This is a genomic window from Acinetobacter pullicarnis, assembly GCF_006352475.1.
Classification (GTDB): Bacteria; Pseudomonadota; Gammaproteobacteria; order Pseudomonadales; family Moraxellaceae; genus Acinetobacter; species Acinetobacter pullicarnis.
On the sequence record NZ_VCMZ01000001.1, the window covers coordinates 1,400,046 to 1,417,836 of the forward strand.

At 41.8% G+C, this 17,791-nt stretch carries 17 protein-coding genes; 16 read left to right on the forward strand and 1 reads right to left on the reverse strand.

The genetic code is table 11. The features are described 5' to 3' along the window. Window positions 1-24: 24 nt before the first annotated feature. The 16 genes from FD716_RS06190 to FD716_RS06265 all read left to right on the forward strand — a co-directional run bounded on the left by FD716_RS06190 (window position 25) and on the right by FD716_RS06265 (window position 15,717). The gene (locus FD716_RS06190) at window positions 25-3,960 is read left to right on the forward strand and encodes a tape measure protein (RefSeq protein WP_139851473.1); all 3,936 of its coding nucleotides are present in this window, start codon (window positions 25-27) and stop codon (window positions 3,958-3,960) included. A gap of 897 nt (window positions 3,961-4,857) precedes the next feature. Further along, window positions 4,858-5,100 (forward strand): hypothetical protein, encoded by a 243-nt coding sequence (locus FD716_RS06195; RefSeq protein WP_139851474.1) that lies wholly within the window; start codon window positions 4,858-4,860, stop codon window positions 5,098-5,100. Further along, complete coding sequence (locus FD716_RS06200) at window positions 5,084-5,650, forward strand: DUF2335 domain-containing protein (RefSeq protein WP_139851475.1); 567 nt, start codon at window positions 5,084-5,086, stop codon at window positions 5,648-5,650. The genes FD716_RS06195 and FD716_RS06200 overlap by 17 nt, the downstream gene beginning before the upstream one ends. Before the next feature lie 65 nt (window positions 5,651-5,715). Next, window positions 5,716-5,961 (forward strand): hypothetical protein, encoded by a 246-nt coding sequence (locus FD716_RS06205; RefSeq protein ID WP_139851476.1) that lies wholly within the window; start codon window positions 5,716-5,718, stop codon window positions 5,959-5,961. A 9-nt stretch (window positions 5,962-5,970) separates the two neighbouring features. Continuing rightward, a complete protein-coding gene (locus tag FD716_RS06210; protein ID WP_139851477.1) occupies window positions 5,971-6,315 on the forward strand; it encodes a phage tail protein in 345 nt (114 codons plus the stop codon). Window positions 6,316-6,322: 7 nt separating this feature from the next. Next, window positions 6,323-7,438: a hypothetical protein gene (locus FD716_RS06215; RefSeq protein ID WP_139851478.1), complete on the forward strand. Its 1,116-nt coding sequence runs from the start codon at window positions 6,323-6,325 to the stop codon at window positions 7,436-7,438. Next, window positions 7,435-7,914, forward strand: coding sequence for a hypothetical protein (locus FD716_RS06220; protein ID WP_139851479.1), 480 nt, complete (start codon window positions 7,435-7,437; stop codon window positions 7,912-7,914). Before FD716_RS06215 ends, FD716_RS06220 begins: the two co-directional genes overlap by 4 nt. A gap of 59 nt (window positions 7,915-7,973) precedes the next feature. Continuing rightward, a complete protein-coding gene (locus FD716_RS06225; protein ID WP_139851480.1) occupies window positions 7,974-8,765 on the forward strand; it encodes a phage minor tail protein L in 792 nt (263 codons plus the stop codon). Between the two features lie 2 nt (window positions 8,766-8,767). Further along, window positions 8,768-9,520: a C40 family peptidase gene (locus FD716_RS06230; protein ID WP_139851481.1), complete on the forward strand. Its 753-nt coding sequence runs from the start codon at window positions 8,768-8,770 to the stop codon at window positions 9,518-9,520. Next, the gene (locus FD716_RS06235; RefSeq protein ID WP_139851482.1) at window positions 9,504-10,130 is read left to right on the forward strand and encodes a tail assembly protein; all 627 of its coding nucleotides are present in this window, start codon (window positions 9,504-9,506) and stop codon (window positions 10,128-10,130) included. Before FD716_RS06230 ends, FD716_RS06235 begins: the two co-directional genes overlap by 17 nt. A gap of 54 nt (window positions 10,131-10,184) precedes the next feature. Then, window positions 10,185-13,193: a host specificity protein J gene (locus FD716_RS06240; protein ID WP_139851483.1), complete on the forward strand. Its 3,009-nt coding sequence runs from the start codon at window positions 10,185-10,187 to the stop codon at window positions 13,191-13,193. Further along, window positions 13,193-13,585, forward strand: a complete 393-nt coding sequence (locus FD716_RS06245; RefSeq protein ID WP_139851367.1) for a hypothetical protein — start codon at window positions 13,193-13,195, stop codon at window positions 13,583-13,585. Before FD716_RS06240 ends, FD716_RS06245 begins: the two co-directional genes overlap by 1 nt. After that, on the forward strand, window positions 13,578-14,402 hold the full coding sequence (locus tag FD716_RS06250) for a hypothetical protein (protein WP_139851484.1): 825 nt from the start codon (window positions 13,578-13,580) through the stop codon (window positions 14,400-14,402). Before FD716_RS06245 ends, FD716_RS06250 begins: the two co-directional genes overlap by 8 nt. Before the next feature lie 58 nt (window positions 14,403-14,460). Then, window positions 14,461-14,739 (forward strand): holin, encoded by a 279-nt coding sequence (locus tag FD716_RS06255; protein WP_139851485.1) that lies wholly within the window; start codon window positions 14,461-14,463, stop codon window positions 14,737-14,739. Further along, window positions 14,726-15,229, forward strand: a complete 504-nt coding sequence (locus FD716_RS06260; protein WP_139851486.1) for a lysozyme — start codon at window positions 14,726-14,728, stop codon at window positions 15,227-15,229. The genes FD716_RS06255 and FD716_RS06260 overlap by 14 nt, the downstream gene beginning before the upstream one ends. Continuing rightward, window positions 15,226-15,717: a hypothetical protein gene (locus FD716_RS06265; RefSeq protein ID WP_139851487.1), complete on the forward strand. Its 492-nt coding sequence runs from the start codon at window positions 15,226-15,228 to the stop codon at window positions 15,715-15,717. The genes FD716_RS06260 and FD716_RS06265 overlap by 4 nt, the downstream gene beginning before the upstream one ends. An 11-nt stretch (window positions 15,718-15,728) precedes the next feature. On the opposite strand, the gene FD716_RS06270 is transcribed toward FD716_RS06265, so the two are convergent. Next, window positions 15,729-17,663: an acyltransferase family protein gene (locus FD716_RS06270; RefSeq protein ID WP_139851488.1), complete on the reverse strand. Its 1,935-nt coding sequence runs from the start codon at window positions 17,661-17,663 to the stop codon at window positions 15,729-15,731. Window positions 17,664-17,791: the final 128 nt, after the last annotated feature.

A 17,791-nucleotide genomic window follows, 5' to 3' on the forward strand; every position in this document is an offset into this window, starting at 1 on the left:
TTTTTACGTCTACAGGAAACTAGAATGACTCAAGAATCAAGACTCGTCATCGTTATTGACTCAAAGAATGCTGAAAAAAATACAGTAGCTTTGCGTGAAGAATTAACAAAAATTTTCAATGAGGGCAATAAGGCTAGCGGCTCCACCGAGCATTTTGGGGCTTCCGCCAAGTCTGCCGGCAACTCAGCTCAAGGTATGGCTGCAAGTGTTGGCACATCAACAAGGGCGCTTGATGAGCAGGCAAAAAAAGCTAGTGAAAACACCAATGCTATTAAGGAGATGGCTAAAGTTGTTGCGGGGTTTATTGCAATAGATAAGGGTATTGCGATGGCTGACGGCTACACGCAAATGGCTGCACGTATTCGTATCGCAACATCGAGTACAGAAGAATACAATCTCGTACAAAAGCGACTATTTGAGACCGCTAACACAACATATCGATCGCTAGCAGAGGCGCAAGAGGTTTATCTAGGTATTGAGTCATCAATTAAGCTCATGGGGAAGACCACAATACAAGCACTAGATGTAACTGATGCAATGTCATTCGCATTTACGGCAAACGCCACCGCAGCCGACAAGGCTCAAAGCGCCCTAAATGCTTACAGCAAATCACTTGATCAAGGTAAAGTTGGTAATGATCAATGGATTAGCATTATGCAGGCAATTCCAGGCATTGCATCCGATATCTCTAAGTACCTAAAAGAAAGTGGACAAGATGCCTTAGCAACTGAGCAGAAAGTTAGGGAGATGGGTATATCAGGCAAAGTAAGCGTGGGCTTGATGACTGATGCACTGGAGGCAAATAAAGGAAAATACAAAGACCTTGCTGATAGCATGGACAATAGTTTTAAGGATGGCCTAACAACTCTAACCAATAGTGTTACTAAGTTTCTTGGCGAACTAAATATGGCAACCAAAGGGACGAACACTCTTGCAGCAGGCCTTGGTATTCTTGGTGAGAATGTAGATAAGATTGCTATTTTAGGTGGTATCGCTGCATCTATTTATGCGGGGCGACTGGCTCAGGCATTTGTAATCTCAGCGCAAAAAGCAGCATGGAATACTGTTGCAATGGTGACACAAGCTGGCGCAATGACCACAGCAGCTACCGCAGCAAAAAACCTGTATTGGGCTCTTGGTGGGCCGGTTGGGGTGATTGTTGGTGTTGCAGGCACAGTTGCTTCGATGTATATGCTTAGAGACTCAGCAAAAGAAACAACCCCTGTTCTTGATAAGCAAAACAAGTCAGTTAAAGATCTCACTGAAGAATATGTGAAGTTGGACGAAGCGGCTCAACGGCAAGCTACCCGCGATCAAATTAATGAGATAGATGGATTAACGAAAACATACGACAAACAAGTCATTGCAATGACGGGGCTTGGTCGTGTTGTTATGAACAACACAGATTTAACGTTAAAAGATAGAGAAGCAGCCAAGTCTCTTTATGAGCAATACATAAAGGGGGAAATAAGTGCAGAGCAGTTTGCAACAAGCCTAAATAACCTAAGTTCGGTTAATAAGGAGCTAAAAGAGCGCATTGATAAACAGGCATCAGCAACTATTGACTCCAACACAGCCATGCAGCTTGCAATCAACATTCGAGATGCTTTTCTTGGAAAATCAAAAGAAACTGTAACAGCCCACGATAATGAATCTGAGGCAATTAAGCGCAAGAAGGCTGCACTTGATGCATTAAATGGTGTTAGCGAGGAACAGAATGCTAAAAATGAACTATGGATGCGCAATGTCAAGGCAGCAGGAGGCAATAAGTATGCTACCGAATGGGCGAACTTTATCGAGTCATGGAAAGACAAAAACAAACTTCCGCTTGACAAGGCTTTGGATGAAGGTCAGCTTAAAATTGCACAAAAAGAATTCTTAGTTGCTCAAGATCGCGCAAAACTACAGGATAAAATCACTCAAGCAGCCCAAGCCACAACCAAAGAACTCAAAGAGCAAGCCAAAATATCCAAAGGCCTCGGCAACGGCATGGTTAGCAACTCCCACTTAAAGGGCTTACCGATTAAAAGCGGTGAGTCAACATCTGGTGGTAAAGTCCGTGGTTACACGGCGGAATTTGCTCAGATTCTTGGCAAGGAGTTAAAAAGCTCAATAGGTGCCTTCACTGGCTTTAATGATAAATACCACCAAGGTAAAGGTGGTAAGCACCCCCAAGGTCAGGCGTTCGATCTGCGCCTAAATAATGGCGCAAATAGCGCCAATGTTGATGCACAAATCAAAGCTTTAGCTGATAAATATGGCTATGTAGTGAAGACCTTGGATGAGTATAAAAACCCATCCAAAAATGCAACTGGCGGGCACATGCATGTCAGCGTAACTGGTCGCAAAGGCGGCAGTAGCTCCGCCTCTGATTATCTCAAACAGCAAAAGGCCGACATCAAAGACCAAAAAGACGCAGAGCGCGAAGCCGAACAAGCTGCTAAAAACCGTGTTCAGCTTGAAATGAATGTTGCTGATCAGGTCACTAAAATCAAAATGAAACTCGCTGAAGACTTAAAAGAAGTCGACAAAGCTGGATTTAGTGATGATCAAGCCAAGGCGCTTAGGGCTAAGTACCAAGCTCAAGCCGACAGTGAAATTGAGCTTGCAAAGTTTGCTCTAAAAACCAAAATTGACGACTTCTCTGACTTTCAGAAAACAGAAATGCAAATGCTTGAAAAAAGCTATGCACAGAAGAAAGTCTATGCAATGCAGGATTTAGAGCTGAATGCTAATGAGCGCAAGGAGGCTGTAGCTTTACTTGAAACACAATTGCAGATTGAAAAAGGCTATTTAGAGTTAGCGAAAGAACAGCGCTTATTTCAAATGCGTCAACAATTCTTGACTGAATCGCAAGCAATGCAAGAGCGTTACAGGCTTGAAGAATTGGAGCTTGGAAAAATAAATGATGTTCAAGAGCGCAACTTTAAGCGTCAAATGAATCGGCTTGAAAAAGAGGTTGAGGCCAGAAAGCAACTGCAATCAACTGCAATCGCATGGGCCAACATTGAATCTCAAATGGGAGGGTCAACAGGCAGGGCGCAAGTCGAACAAGACCGCTTTAGTCGTACAGATGCATCACAGCAAGTGTTTGACGCACAAATGAATGGCGTGAATATGGGTGAACAGGATGCAATGGACCGCATTCAAGAACAAAGATCGCAAGACCTTATCACTCAGCAGCAATTTGAAGATCAGAAGACAGCAATTATTCAGACTGCCATGGAGACACGTCAGGCTATTTATGATGGGTTTTCTAATCGACAAATTGAAATTGAAAACGCCTATCAGCTTGACTCTATCAACCTTCAAATGACTCAAGCGCAGCAGTTGACTGGTTCATTTGCTGGGATGTTTAAGGGGATTTTGGGTGAGTCATCTAGCGCTTATCGAGCTATGTATGCGACACAACAAGCATTCGCGCTTGCTCAGGCAGGGATGAATATGTGGTCATCTGCATCCAAGGCATACAATGACTCTCTAAGTCCAACTGTATGGGGGAGAATGGCTGATGCTGGTAAAGCGATGCTCGACCAAGGCACATTCATTGCGATGATTCAGGCTGCAACCCCCCGAGGCTTCGCAACAGGCGGCTACGTTCGTGGTCCCGGTACAAGCACAAGCGATTCAATCCCCACTTTTCTTTCTGACAAAGAGTTTGTTGTAAAGGCTTCATCGGTCCAAAGTATTGGTGTTGATAATCTCAATGCAATGAATCAGACGGGGCAACTGCCACAAGTTCAGCGCGAAAGACGGCAGGCGCAGGCGATTGGTGCCGCAACTCTTGTGCAGCCCAAAATCACAATCATCAACCAGACTTCTCAACCAGTTCAAGCTGAAAGTGAATGGGATGGGAATGAGTTGAAAGTGATTCTGACTGAAATGCAAAAACAGAATGAGGCTATGGTTGATCAGAAGATTGAAAAACGCTTTAGGATGTCTGGGCGTCAAGGTTGGTAAATAAACTTGATGGATAAGCCACCTCGGTGGCTTTTTAGTAACTCCGCTTTGCCCCAAGTTTTTATATTGAATATAATTGTTTGATTTTAAATGTATTATTATTTGGTGTGAAAACTTGGGTATTTTTAATAATGTTGTGGTACGTTGTTGAATACATTAAAATAGTTGCTTATATTTTACTGTTTACTGCCACGTAGGCAGCTTAGAAAACTAGACCTTTCAGAGCAGCGAACGCGAACATGTTTACTGCCACGTAGGCAGCTTAGAAAATTCAGCAAAATAGTTTTAGGCTTTAGGCGGAGTTCACTGCCACGTAGGCAGCTTAGAAAAGCCTTTGGGCGAAAGATGGAAATCTTTGGTGGTTCACTGCCATATAGGCAGCTTAAGTAAAAAGCACCCTGGGGTGCAACACTAAACCGCCATCACGGCGGTTTTTTATTACCTGCACCTTTTAGCATTTTTCGTCACCGCAAGTATCTTAGTGTTTGCTTAATGTTTAATAGTGTTGTATAAAAAAAGAGCAACTTCAAGGAGTGAGCCATGATAGATAAAACTATAGATGTACTCGTATTATTGTTGTTCTTTTTATTAGCCACAACTATTTTATACCTAATAGGGCAATCAGTAGGCCATGATTTTACGGCCTTCAGGATTAGCTAAATAATAATCACATTATTTTAAACCAAAGCACCCTGGGGTGCTTTTTTGTTGTCTGCGCCGTGAAGCGGTTTTGCACAGCAAGTAAGCTCTCACGACAATAATTGGCGCACTTGATTGGTTGACTTCTTGACTTTTACAAATAAATCAAAATTGACGTCACAGTCGTTAGTGGTTATATTGTGTGGATAACCCTGTTATCAAAAGATCAGAGGGTGTTTTTGTCTAAGGAGATATCTCATGAGTTATGCAAGTGCTTTTATTGAGGGTATGCGCTCAGCTTTTGATTTTGCACCGAAACAGAAGAACCATAAAGCCAATTTTATTACACAAGCCAACACCTTGCAGGTTGATGTTGAGGTATCGAGTACTGTGGCTGGTGCTTGGATTTCTGTCGGCTCACACATGCGGAAAGCTGGAGATTCATATGTATCGAAGCACCCAGCACAAGAAAAGGCGACATTAAGTGCCAGACAGCAATAAGAAATCACCTAAAGTAAATCTTGATATAGAAATAAATACAAATCCTAAAGTCACCTCAGTCAATACAGGCGACCACCCTCAGTATCAAATGATGCAGGCTTCTTTTCAGTCTATAAAAACTCCATACCTTCCTCCTGAATTTCTAGAGGCTTATGACAAGGTCTTACCTGGTGCATCCCGTGAGATTTTTGATTTAATCCATGAAGAACAAAAGTTTCAGATGGAAATAAAGCGTAAAGAAATGGAGTTTACTGAAAGGAGTCTTGTTCGTGGTGAAACCATTGATGCAGCAAATATTAGAGAGCAAGATTCCCTAAATAGCGCAAGAAATAGGGAAATAGATATTAAGGCGCGAGGTCAGTTGTTTGCCTTTACAATTACAGTGATCTTGCTGTTAGCTGCATTTGGCTTTGCCTATCTAGGGCACATAATTCTTGCTGGTTCATGCATAGGGATTATTGTTGCAATGGCTGTGGTAATGTTTTTACAAAAACCATTTGGGCATGAGAGTGCTGACGGATCAAAGGTTAATGGTAGTGATACCAAGTAACTAATCACACCTTAAATGATATTCAAGCCCACTCACCAGAGTGGGTTTTTTATTGGAGAAAATAATTGAAATCAAAACTTATCGCCGTGGCCATCGCAGTTTTAATTGCGGTGGCCTTTTTAATTCCGATACTGCTCATTGAAGATCAATATCAATTGGGTTTTGCCACGGCGTTTGTGCTTGGCTTGAGTCTTTCATTATTGATGGGACGAGGTTTTAAACGTCAATCGAAAGGAAGAGAGATTGGTGATGCGGTTAAAAGAATCATTGCACAAGAACAGAGGCAAGGTGGATCACTACGCCATAAATAGGTTAATCACATGAGCGACAGACTATTTAATTATGAATCCGACCTAGAGGGTAATAGCGCAACGAACCAATTTAGCGTGCTGACTTCAAAGTTCGGTGATGGTTACGAGCAAAATACCAGTGTCGGAATCAACAACAAAAAGGGCCAATGGGCATATCAACGCACAGCCTATTTAGCTGAGATTGAAGCGATCGAAACATTCTTCGATGACCACAAAGGCGCTGACTCGTTTCTTTGGAACCATCCGACCGATGGCGAAGTTCGGGTTAAGACCGATGTTCAATATCAGAAAGTTAACCTAGGTGGCGACGTTTGGCGCATTTCAACCACCTTCTTTCAATCATTTAATCCGTGAGAAAAATATGGCTATTCAAAAATTTAATCTAGGTGCCGAGCCAACGGGTGAAGGTGGCGATGTTGACCGAGTATCGTGGGAGAAGGCTAGTGCTAATTTTAAATATCTTGATGAAAACAAGCTAGGAAAAAACGAAGCGGCTGGAAGTGCTAAAAAGTTAGAAACTCCATTTTTGCTCAACGGTGTTGAAGTTGATGGCTCTGCAAATATTACAATCCCAACAAGCGATATCACAAAAGAGTATGTAGATACTGCTGCCTCGACTGCTGAGAGCAATGCTAAAACTGCAGCAGCACAAGATGCATCAGGCAAGGCGAATAGTGCGCTCTCCAGCTCAAAATCATATACAGATCAGCAGATTGGGAATATTGGGACAACTCCGATCAATAAAGGGGGGACTGGAGCGACTAACGCTACATCTGCACGAACAAATCTTGATGTTTATAGTAAGACAGAGGTAACTCAGGCAATTTCAAATGCAAAGCCGCCTGATACTGGAACCACCCCAATTAACAAGGGCGGTACAGGTGCAGATACAGCAGAAAAAGCCCGCACAAATCTTGATGTGCCGAGTAATACTGATTTAACACAAGCAATTGCAGCAATCCCTAAACCACAAACATACACACTACCAACAGCCTCAACAACTACTAAAGGAGGTGTAAAAGTTGGTACTGGCTTATCGATTGCCGCTGAAGCTCTATCCATTCAGTTCGCATCGCAAACGGAAGCGAATGCAGGGATTGATGACGCAAAAGCAATTACATCTAAAAAGATGAATGAAGCTGTTAAGAATCAATTGAATGCAACTGGATCAGCACCAACGTTTGCTTGTCGAGCATGGGTGAATTTTGAAGGTGGCACAACACCGATAATGAGAGCCAACGGCAATATTCTTAGTGTATCTCGCGCGTCAACTGGAGTATACACTGTGCGCTTCTTGACACCCATTTATTCGGATTACAGCGTAGTCCACGGGTTAAATGTGAGTTCGTCAGGTAAAGCGGGTGGGGCGCTTTCAATTTCAAATATGACTAGCTCAGGTTTCGATGTAAATATTTGGAATAATACGTGGAATCCAAGTGATCCGTATATGGCATCTTTCGGAGTATTTAGTAAATGAAAATTATATTCAAAAATAATGGCTCTATTTGCATCATAACTGCATCAAGTGAAGCGCTTGAAACAATGGCACTTGAAGAAATTGCAGCACAAGCAATTCCAAAAGATGTTAAATATTTCATCGTAGATAGCACCACTTTTCCCGATGCACCAACAGAAGCTTGGGAACTCTCAGATAGCGGTGTAATTACCGTTAATCAAGAAAAGCTCGCACAAATTAAAATAGAAAACTATCCAATGCTTACGGGGCGTCAATTTCACATGACACTTGTAATGAACAGTCTTGAAGATAGTATTCAAGCTGCAATCAATGCAATTGAAGATCCGATGCAACGCGCAATCGTTAATATCGAGTTCAATAAAGCAAATGGTTACAGACGCATGGGTACGTCAGTTTTATTTATGCAGAAAGAGCTAGGCATGTCGGATGACGAGTTAAATAAATTATGGGAACAAGCATTAGCAATTCCAGACTAAACACAAATGCACACGGCGCCGCGATTAGCGGTTTTTTTACGCCCAAAAAAAGGTGAAGCATGGGATTAAATAGCGATTTTCAAAAGCTGTATGTTGATGGTCTCGTAATGCTTTACGAACTAGATGCAAGTAAATTAGGGGCAGGCATCCTCCGTTTTCATAGTCATATTTCATTTGAAGACTGGGAGCGTATTTATTATTTCTCAGGTAATACGGAAAGATTGTCGGGGGATATGAGTAGCTACTCAGGCAAAGTTTTAAAGATCGGAGATAAGGTTAATTGGCGCAGAGATATAATTTGGCAAGGTCAGACATTCGAGCCAATGGCGCTAGATGTCTCAGGTCTTGAAATGCGGAGTGATGGCAAAGCCTCTGCGCCCACTTTAAGCATGGCTAATAATATCAATGGTATCCAAGGTGCCGTATCTGCTTACTGTTTACGATTTGGTGATTTTGCAGGGGCTAAACTTAAAGTCATTGCGACCTTGGCCAAGTATCTGGATGCGGCCAATTTTAGCGGTGGCAATGCTTCAGCTAATTCCAATGAGTCAAAAACACAACTTTGGTTCATTGAGCAAAAGACTTCCGAAAATGCTACTGCTGTCACTTTTGAATTATCAAATCCCGTTGACTTTGAGGGCTTAAAAATTCCAACCCGTCAAATCTCTAATTACTGTGGTTGGGAATATCGCAGTGAAGAATGTGGCTATATCGGTGCAGCAATGTTCACAAATAAAGATGAACCCACAGACAACCCTGCTTTAGAGGGTTGTAGCTTTAGAACCTCAGGATGCCGTTGTCGTAACAATGAGGTGCACTTTGGCGGGTTTCCGGCCTCAAGCATGGTGTAAATATGAAACTTACAAAGAAACTTAAAGCAGATATCTTGGCGCATACCGAACAGTGTTACCCCGCAGAATGTTGTGGGGTCATCATTTTAGGGCAATACATCGCATGTCGAAACGTGGCTGAACAAGGGCAGTTTGAGATTAATCATGAAGATTTAGCGAAGGCGGAAGATCATGGAGAGATTGAGGCCTTTGTGCATTCCCACCCTAATGCGACTGCACGTGCTTCCGATCTGGATTTGCTGCAAATTGAATTACATCAAAAGCCATGGGTAATTTGTGCATGGCCAGAGGTGGAGTTTCAAATTCATGAGCCTTGCGGCTATCAAGCACCATTGATTGGCCGTGATTATCATCATGGTTATCAAGATTGCTATTCGATTGTTCGCGATTTCCATCAGCGTGAGTTGGGTATTCAGCTTATGGATTTCGAACGCCAGGATGATTGGTGGAGTGATAAGAATCATGAGTCACTTTATCTTGAAAACTTGAATGCAGCGGGATTTTATGAAGTGAATGAACCACAGTATGGCGACATGCTGGTGTGCAATGTTGGACGAACTGAGCATCCGAATCATGCAGTAATCTGGCTCGGCGATCAGTGGCAATTGAAGTCAGAAGAAAGTACCTCGTGTTTTGGTGGACCACTCATTTTACATCACCCCTATGGGCGTAAATCAGTACGTGAAATCTTTGGTCAGCAATGGCAAGAACGTATTGTTAAAATAGTGAGACATAAAAATGCTCAAAACAATTAAGTTGTACGGCGTCCTTGGCAAGAAGTTTGGCAAAGAATTTAAACTTGCTGTGGAAAGTACACGTGAGGCTGTAAAGGCATTATCGGTTCAAGTGCTAGGCTTTGAGCAATTCATGCTGACAGCGCATGAGCAGGGCCTAACTTTTGCTATCTTTCAGGATGAAAAGAACATTGGTGAAGATCAGATTGATTTTGATACGGGTGCCGAGATTATCAAGATTGTACCGCGTGTGATTGGCGCGGGTGGTAATGGGGTATTACAAACTATTCTTGGTGTTGTGATGGTCGTTGTGGGTGCGGTGATGAACGTGTATGCGCCTGGTTCTGGGTATGGGGTAATGGCTGCAGGTGCAGGGATGCTGGTAGGTGGTGTGGCAATGATGCTCATGCCCAAAGTGAATGAGCAGGATCAAAACCAAGATGGTAATAAATCAAACTTTGGTTTTGGAGGTGCAGTCACCACTATTGCGCAAGGTAACCCAGTACCAATCCTCTATGGTCAACGTGAAGTTGGTGGCTTTATCGTCAATGCGGGCCAATATGCTGTCGATACGTTTAGTTCTGCTGACGCAGGTCATACCGGTGGAGGCGGAGGTGGTGGAAAGAAATAATATTGGGGAATATCGAGGCGCAATAAGCGCCTTTTTTAATGCGTGGTGAAAAGTATGCATGAAGTTGTAATGGGTGCCAAAGGTGGCAGCAAAGGTCAAAGACAGCCTAAGGTCGCTAATGATACTACTGCCTCAAAAACGTATGCGCGTTTGCAATACGGCATGGGGGAGGGTGAGGTTGAGGGGTTAGCGAAGGGTCTTAAGTCTGTTTATCTCGATGATACGCCTGTTGAAAGTGACAGTGGGGCAAGAAATTTCGAAGACCTTATACTTAATTTCCGCACTGGTACCAATGACCAAACCTATATGGAAGGTTTTGAAAATATTGCGTCTGAGTCTGCGGTCGGTGTTGAACTTAAGAGTGGTACACCGTGGGTGAAAGGCCTCACGAATCTAAATCTTGATGCGGTGATTGTGCGTGTGCGTTTTGGGGCACTCAAACAACAGGATCCAAGTAATGGTGATGTGACGGGTGTAAAGATTGACTACTCAATTGAGGTGCAAACCGATGGAGGTGCCTGGGAACTGGCACTTGATGCACAAATGTCAGGTAAGACCGCACCAAATTACGAGCGTACGCACGAGATAGTATTACCTAAGGCAAACAAGAGCTGGTTGGTTCGTGTCACACGTAAAACACCAAACTCAACCTCCGAATACGTCAGTGACAAGATGTATGTACAGGCGATTACTGAAATCGTTTATATGAGAATGGCCTACCCAAATACCGCATTAATTGGTGTGCAATACGATGCCGAGCTATTCTCAAATACCGCCAAACTTGCAGTAGAATTAAAAGGTATCAAAATCAAGGTGCCGACTAATTATGATCCTGTATCTCGTACTTATGTCGGGATGTGGAATGGCTTATTTAAACGTGCTTATACTAATAATCCAGCATGGATCTATTACGACCTCTGTACTGCCAAACGCTATGCATTAGGCAATCGCTTAACCGAGCAAATGGTTGATAAGTGGTCTCTCTATCGACTTGCTCAGTACTGCGACCAAAAAGTACCAGATGGTAAGGGTGGAGAAGAACCCCGCTTTACTTGTAATGTTTATATTCAAAGTGCTGAAGCTGCTTTTGATATTTTAGGAAAACTAGCAGGGCTCTTTCGTGCGATTAGTTATTGGGATGGCACCTCGATTGTCTGCGAGGCAGATCTACCGCAAGATACCTATTTTACGTACACATCGGCAAATATTATTGGTGGCACTGAGTCGATTGACTACACAGGGACACGATCACGCGATCGGCATAATGTAGTTAAGGTTGCTTGGGATAACCCACAAAATCGATATAAAACTGAATATGTATTTGTGCGTGATGAGAGAGCAATTTCAGAAGATAAAACAGTAAAAATGCTGGAGCTTGAAGCATGGGGTTGCACATCGGAAGGCCAAGCACAACGGACTGGCCAATGGGCCTTAAAGTCTGAACAACTTGAAACTCGAACTGCTACATTTAAAGTTGGTTTAGATGGTCATATCCCCCTACCAGGTAAAGTAATTGAAATAGCAGATCCCTTGCTTGCAGGTCGTGCTAATGGTGGTCGTATTGCAGCAGTATCAAAAGATCGTAAAAGTATTACGCTTGATCGCGATGATGTGGTGTGCCGTGCTGGTGATCGATTGGTTGTAAATGGTGAAGATGGTAAAGCTCAAGCACGAATTGTGTCTAGCATTAAAGGTCGAACTATCTCTGTTGTTGCTGCTTTTGATTCTGTTGCAGCTCAAAATATATGGGCAGTAGATGCGAAAGACCTTGCAACCATGAAGTTCCGTGTTATTTCAATTGCGCAGAACGAACAACATCAATTTACGATCACAGCGCTGCAATATAACGAGTCTAAGTTTGATGCAATTGATCGCGGTGCATTTATTGATGATCGTCCGATCTCAATCATTAACCCAACTATTCAGGTGCCAGTTGAATCGGTTACGATTTCAAGTGAGCAAATGGTGCAACAGGGCCTAGCGGTTGAAACGATGGTGATTAGTTGGTTGCAAGCGAAGAATGCAACTAAGTATCAGGTTGAATGGCGTAAGGACGATGGAAACTGGATTAAATTGCCGATTACTGGAAGCAACTCTGCTGAAGTATCCGGTATTTATGCGGGTAAGTATGAAGCACGCGTGATTGCTATTTCGGCATTTGAGATTTCATCTTTACCAACATATTCAAAACTAACCGAGCTCAAAGGCAAACAGGGTAGGCCGCCAAAGCTCGCATTCATTAAAGCTACTGGTATCTTATTCGGCATGCAGTTGAATTGGGGCTTTCCAGCAACCGGGGCGCTTGATACCGCTTATACAGAGATCGAAGTAAGCCCGGATGGTAAATCAAATATTGCCCAACTAGGGCTTTTTGCTTATCCAACCACAACCAACACAATCCAAGGCATGCAGCCAAATTTAACGCAAAAATATCGTGGGCGCCTGATTGATCGCATCGGAAATAAGGGTGATTGGTCGGAATGGGCAACTGGTACAACTGTCGTTGACGCAACAGATGTTCTTGATTTACTCGATGGTCAAATCTCTGAAACCCAGCTAAGCCAAGGCTTGAGAGATAAGATTGCTGATATTTCTGACAATGAAGCTTTTATTGATATTCAGCAAAAAGTTGATGACTTGGAGGCGCAATACTATTTGCGAATGCAGTCGGGTAAATACTTGTCGGGCTACGGCTTGGGCACAAATGGCAAAACCTCAGACTTTATTATTCATGCTGATCGCTTTGCTATTGCTGCACCGACAGATATTACAAATCCCAATGCTAAGCCAAAATATGCATTTGTGTATCAGTCAACATCTCAAACCCTGCCGAATGGCACTGTAGTCCCTCCTGGTCTTTATTTAGATAGCGCAGCAATTGGTCGGATTGACGCGGGTAAGATTTATGCTGAAAACTTGAATGCGATTACTGCTGAGTTCGGGGAGTTTGTGACGTACAAAAACCCGAACAATAAGACTGGTGCAAGACGAGTGCAAAAAGGGCTTGTTGTTGAGGTTTATGACGACAATAACGTTTTACGATACAGAGATGGGTTGTGGTAATGGCTGATTTGGATAGAGCAGGCATGCAAATTGATATTGACGGAAGTGGGGTTATGGATGTATTTAACCCCTACCTTCCAGTTACTTATGTTCGCAGCAGAATAGCCTTACCCCAGCAAAACTCAAACAGCAACTATGAAGCGAGTTTTGACTTCTCTGTGCCTTCCGACTTAGTTAATCCTTACTTTTGGGTGGAGAGTGGCAAAACCTCCAACGCTGGGTATTTTTATTACTTTACACCACTGGGTGGACTCAACTGGCGGGTAACGCTATGGGGTAGGGTTAGATATTACCTGGATTCAAATGGTAGAGTGTACTCAACGGATGCCGCATGGACAGAGCCATTAATGAAAAATGATATGTTTGTAGTTGTTGGGGGTTTTCGTGGCTAAGTATGTTGAAATACGGAACGCAAACGGCAATGTTATTATTGATGATGAGTATGCAATACCCAAGTTTCTGATGAGGGGTAAACTCATAACAACAGATTCTGTTGGCAAACGCATATATCTGATCGACGGAAATACGTTTAAGTATTCTAAACTCAGGCCTGTAATGAGCTTCACAACGCTCAGAGAGCTGGGATTCGATCTCGACACTAACGCAATCAATGTAGATTACGTAATTTACAACTTAATGTTGTTTACTCGTACATCATCTGAAATACCATACTTCGCAAGTATTTCATATGCGAAATACGATGGTGATCCGCTTTACTATCTAAATATGAGTTGCGGCACGGATATTCCTAGTGTGGAAATCGAGTACTGCATTTATACGAGCTTGCCGATGATTCCATGCAAGTTTGGTGCGCAAGCATTTAATGCCTCAGGTGAGCTTGTATTTGATGCGATGCGCGGCTACATGCAAGTTGTGGGAAGCATGTATGGCGGGGTAAATGTAAAAGCCAATCCAGCGGCCACATATAGATTTTCAGTCCCTATGGGGCTTGATGCTAAAAATCTATTTATCTCACACAGATCAACCTTGCCTTTTTACTCAGCGTACAAAATCGGGTCTAATGGTGTGGGTTATGGAGAAACTTACTTCTACCCACGTATAAGAATGGAGGGATCACAAACAATGGTTGTGGAGCTTGTACAACAATATAATGTAGACGGCAGTAATAGCGCAAAGTCGTACTCCAACTACTACGAGAATGTAATTTACTGCCCATATCGAGAAGGCCCACGGGTGTCTGGAGTTTAATTTTTTAAAAACACAGCCGCGAAAGCGGTTTTTTTACGTCAAAAATTTGGGGAAATATATGTCTGAAAAAAGTGCAGCACTTGCTGAAACTGCATCTGCTGCAAGCACTGCAACAAAAACAACTGTGGGTTTCAGCAGCTTCGGCTTTGCGGCTTGGTTCGCACAGTTAGATTTTATCGCTGTAATCAGTATATGTGTTGCTGTAATCGGCTTGATTATTAGTGTTTGCAATTTCTTTGTAAATCTATTTTTTCAGCACAAGAAGAATCGTCGTGAGCAAGAAATACATGAACTTGAAGTGAAAAAACGACGGGAGCAATGCGATGTCAAAAAATAAGGTTATTGTTGGTTTTCTTGGAGCTTCGGCTCTTTTTTTTGGCTCATTAATTGGTTATGAGGGCTTTAGCTCAAAGCCATATCTAGATAGCGGCAAGGTGCCAACAATCGGTATTGGCTCTACTGTCTACGAAGACAAAACTAAAGTCAAAATGACGGATAAGCCAATCACCAAAGAGCGTGCAATTGAAATTTCAAAAGCCCATATCTCTAAAGATGAAGTGTCGTTTAAAAAGTCACTCGATGGCGTGAAATTATCTCAAGCTGAATATGACGTGTATTTAGACTTTAATTACAACTTCGGGCAAGCAAACTGGAACCAGTCATCTATGCGTCGACGACTGCTGCAAGGGCAACATCGACAGGCATGTGATGCATTACTGAAATGGAAATACGTGGCTAAAAAAGATTGCTCAGTTCGCTCCAATAATTGTTGGGGTGTGTGGCAGCGACAACTTGATCGTCATCAAAAATGTGTAGGTGCTCAATGACTTGGATTCTGCTCAACAAGCGCATATCTCTGATTATTGCGCTTTTTTTATGTCTGCTGATCAGCCTTTGTTATGCGAATCTCTTGAAAGGGCAACTCAATAAGGCTGCAACTGCTCAAACCAATGCTGTAGCCAAAGCAATCAAACCTTATGAAACTGCAATTGCGAAAGCTCAAACCGAAAAGGCTCGACTTGAAAAGCAATACTCAGAAAACTTATTAAAGGCAGAACAAAATGCTATCGAAAAAATCAAAGCTGCGAATGCTGATGCTCGTTCCGCTGATCTTGCTGCTGACAGCCTGTCAAAGCAACTCGATAAAGCAAAGCGCAATTTGCCCAGTGCTTCCACAAAAACCATCATTGAGTACATCGACACAGGCTCAGACGTACTCAAGCATTGCGTTGCAGAATATCGAAACATGGCGAAATCGTGTGATGCAGAGCGAATTGATAAAGAGCGATTGAGTGGGGCGTGGCCCTCGGATTGAGGGTTATTTTATTACAGCAATGCTTGTTTGAACATTGGTGTTAGTAATTTATTACCATATTCACTCAGATGATCACCATCACGATAAATGGGCCTTCCTTTGAATTCAGCAATACATCGGCCTGTTTTACATAAGATGGCTGCTGGATCTAATATCTTCACGTTACAAGATCTGGTTATCTCTTGAAAAATATTATGTACACCACTAGATCTCTGCTGATAATCAGATAAGGTAATTGAAGAGTCGTCTGACTGATTCATTAGAATATTTTTAGCTAGGGTTTTAGGGACATTTTTGCCCATTTCAGGAATAGGTAGTAGTGCATAAACTTGATAGCTTGAAGTTAGAGGGCATAGTGTTTTTTCTAGCTTATCGGAGAATAATGCAAATAAATCTTTCTGAGACCTAAATTTAATCGAGCCAAAGTACAGGGGAGGGAGATTGTTGTTTTCAATTTTTTCAGGGTCATTTTCATTTTTTAAATAAGCGACCCATCTTCCGGAGACTATAAGTGGGGTATTGATATATTTATTCTTATTCTCTACGAGCCATTGCATTCTTTGTATATTTAAATCATGACAAAACACCTTATCATGATAGTTTATTTTAGCATCAATCACAAAAGGGCAGCCAGCCGTGACTATTGCAATAATACCTTCTTTTTTTAAGTTAAATGAAGCTGCTACAGCTGTCGTGATGGCATCAGCATGACTGTCGCCAACAATGATTGCTTTAATGTTTTCGGGATTACCGATCACACATTCATATAGTGTATTGTTTTTTAGTCTCGAATCACACTCATAAGGATTAGAATCATCTACAGCATTAAGAATTTCCTTAATACTATTTGAGTAAAGAAATTCCATGCCATTGGTTTTTTTTATAAAAAGCCCCAAAGCAAGTATAAATAGAAACATATAAAGTGGTTTCACTTTATATATATCTTTCCATGAGCTAAAGCTTTGGAATTTTATCTTCTCAATGAATTGATAACTCAAGTATCCTAGGAGTATGGAGAGCGGAATACCACATAGCCACCAGTGTTGTATTGAAAAATATACACCCGCTACAACAATAGGCCAATGCCATACATAGATAGAATACGACCATTTACCAATATGATTGAAAAATGGATTATTGATGATCGGGTTATTCTGAAAATTACATAAAATAATAAGATATGTGCCAAATACAGGTAGTAATGCCATGTAGCCTGGCCAAGGCGTATGTTCTGAAATAATGATGTAGGAAACCATAATTAAAGAGATCCCTGTAAGTTGTAGCAGGGCTTTCTTTTTAACGCTCTGTATTGTAATTGGATACAAGAATGCCAAACCACCAATAAGCATTTCCCATGCACGACTGGTCAGTAGAAAGTAGGCAGTTTTACTGTCTTTTAATGTTGCATAAACGCAGTAACAAAAACTTAAGATACATAATACTAAGACAACCTTCTTAATATTTTCAATATTTAGAAATCTTTTTAGCAGTAGAATGATTATGGGAAAGAATATGTAGAATTGCCATTCAACTGAAAGAGACCATGTGTGTAGTAGCCATTTTGTTTTTTCACCGGTATCAAAATAACCACCTCCTTTTGCAAACAATAAATTTGATGTAAAGGTTGTACTTTTTTGAATCTGCTTACCAAGTTGCTCAAGATCGGTTGGTAGAAGATAAAATATTCCAAACATTACAAGAACAATTGAGAGTGCAGCTAATACGGGAATAATACGATTGGCACGTGCATTATAAAATTTGAATAAGTTAAACGTATTTTTTTCGACACCCTTAAAAATAATGGAAGTCATTAAGAAACCGGAAATGACAAAGAAGACATCAACACCAGCAAAGCCACCAGGCAGCCATGTCGGATTAAAGTGGAATAGTACAACCGCAAGAACAGCAATTGCGCGTAGTCCATTAATATCGTATCTAAATGACATCCAGTTCTCTTAAGTAAAAATACATTTTTGAAATTAGGCGCAATTCTAATATCTTTAGAAATTAAACTCACTCATTAGATTCATATGTTTTTAAAATAGTACGATAACAAAAGGCTGTACAAAATTAA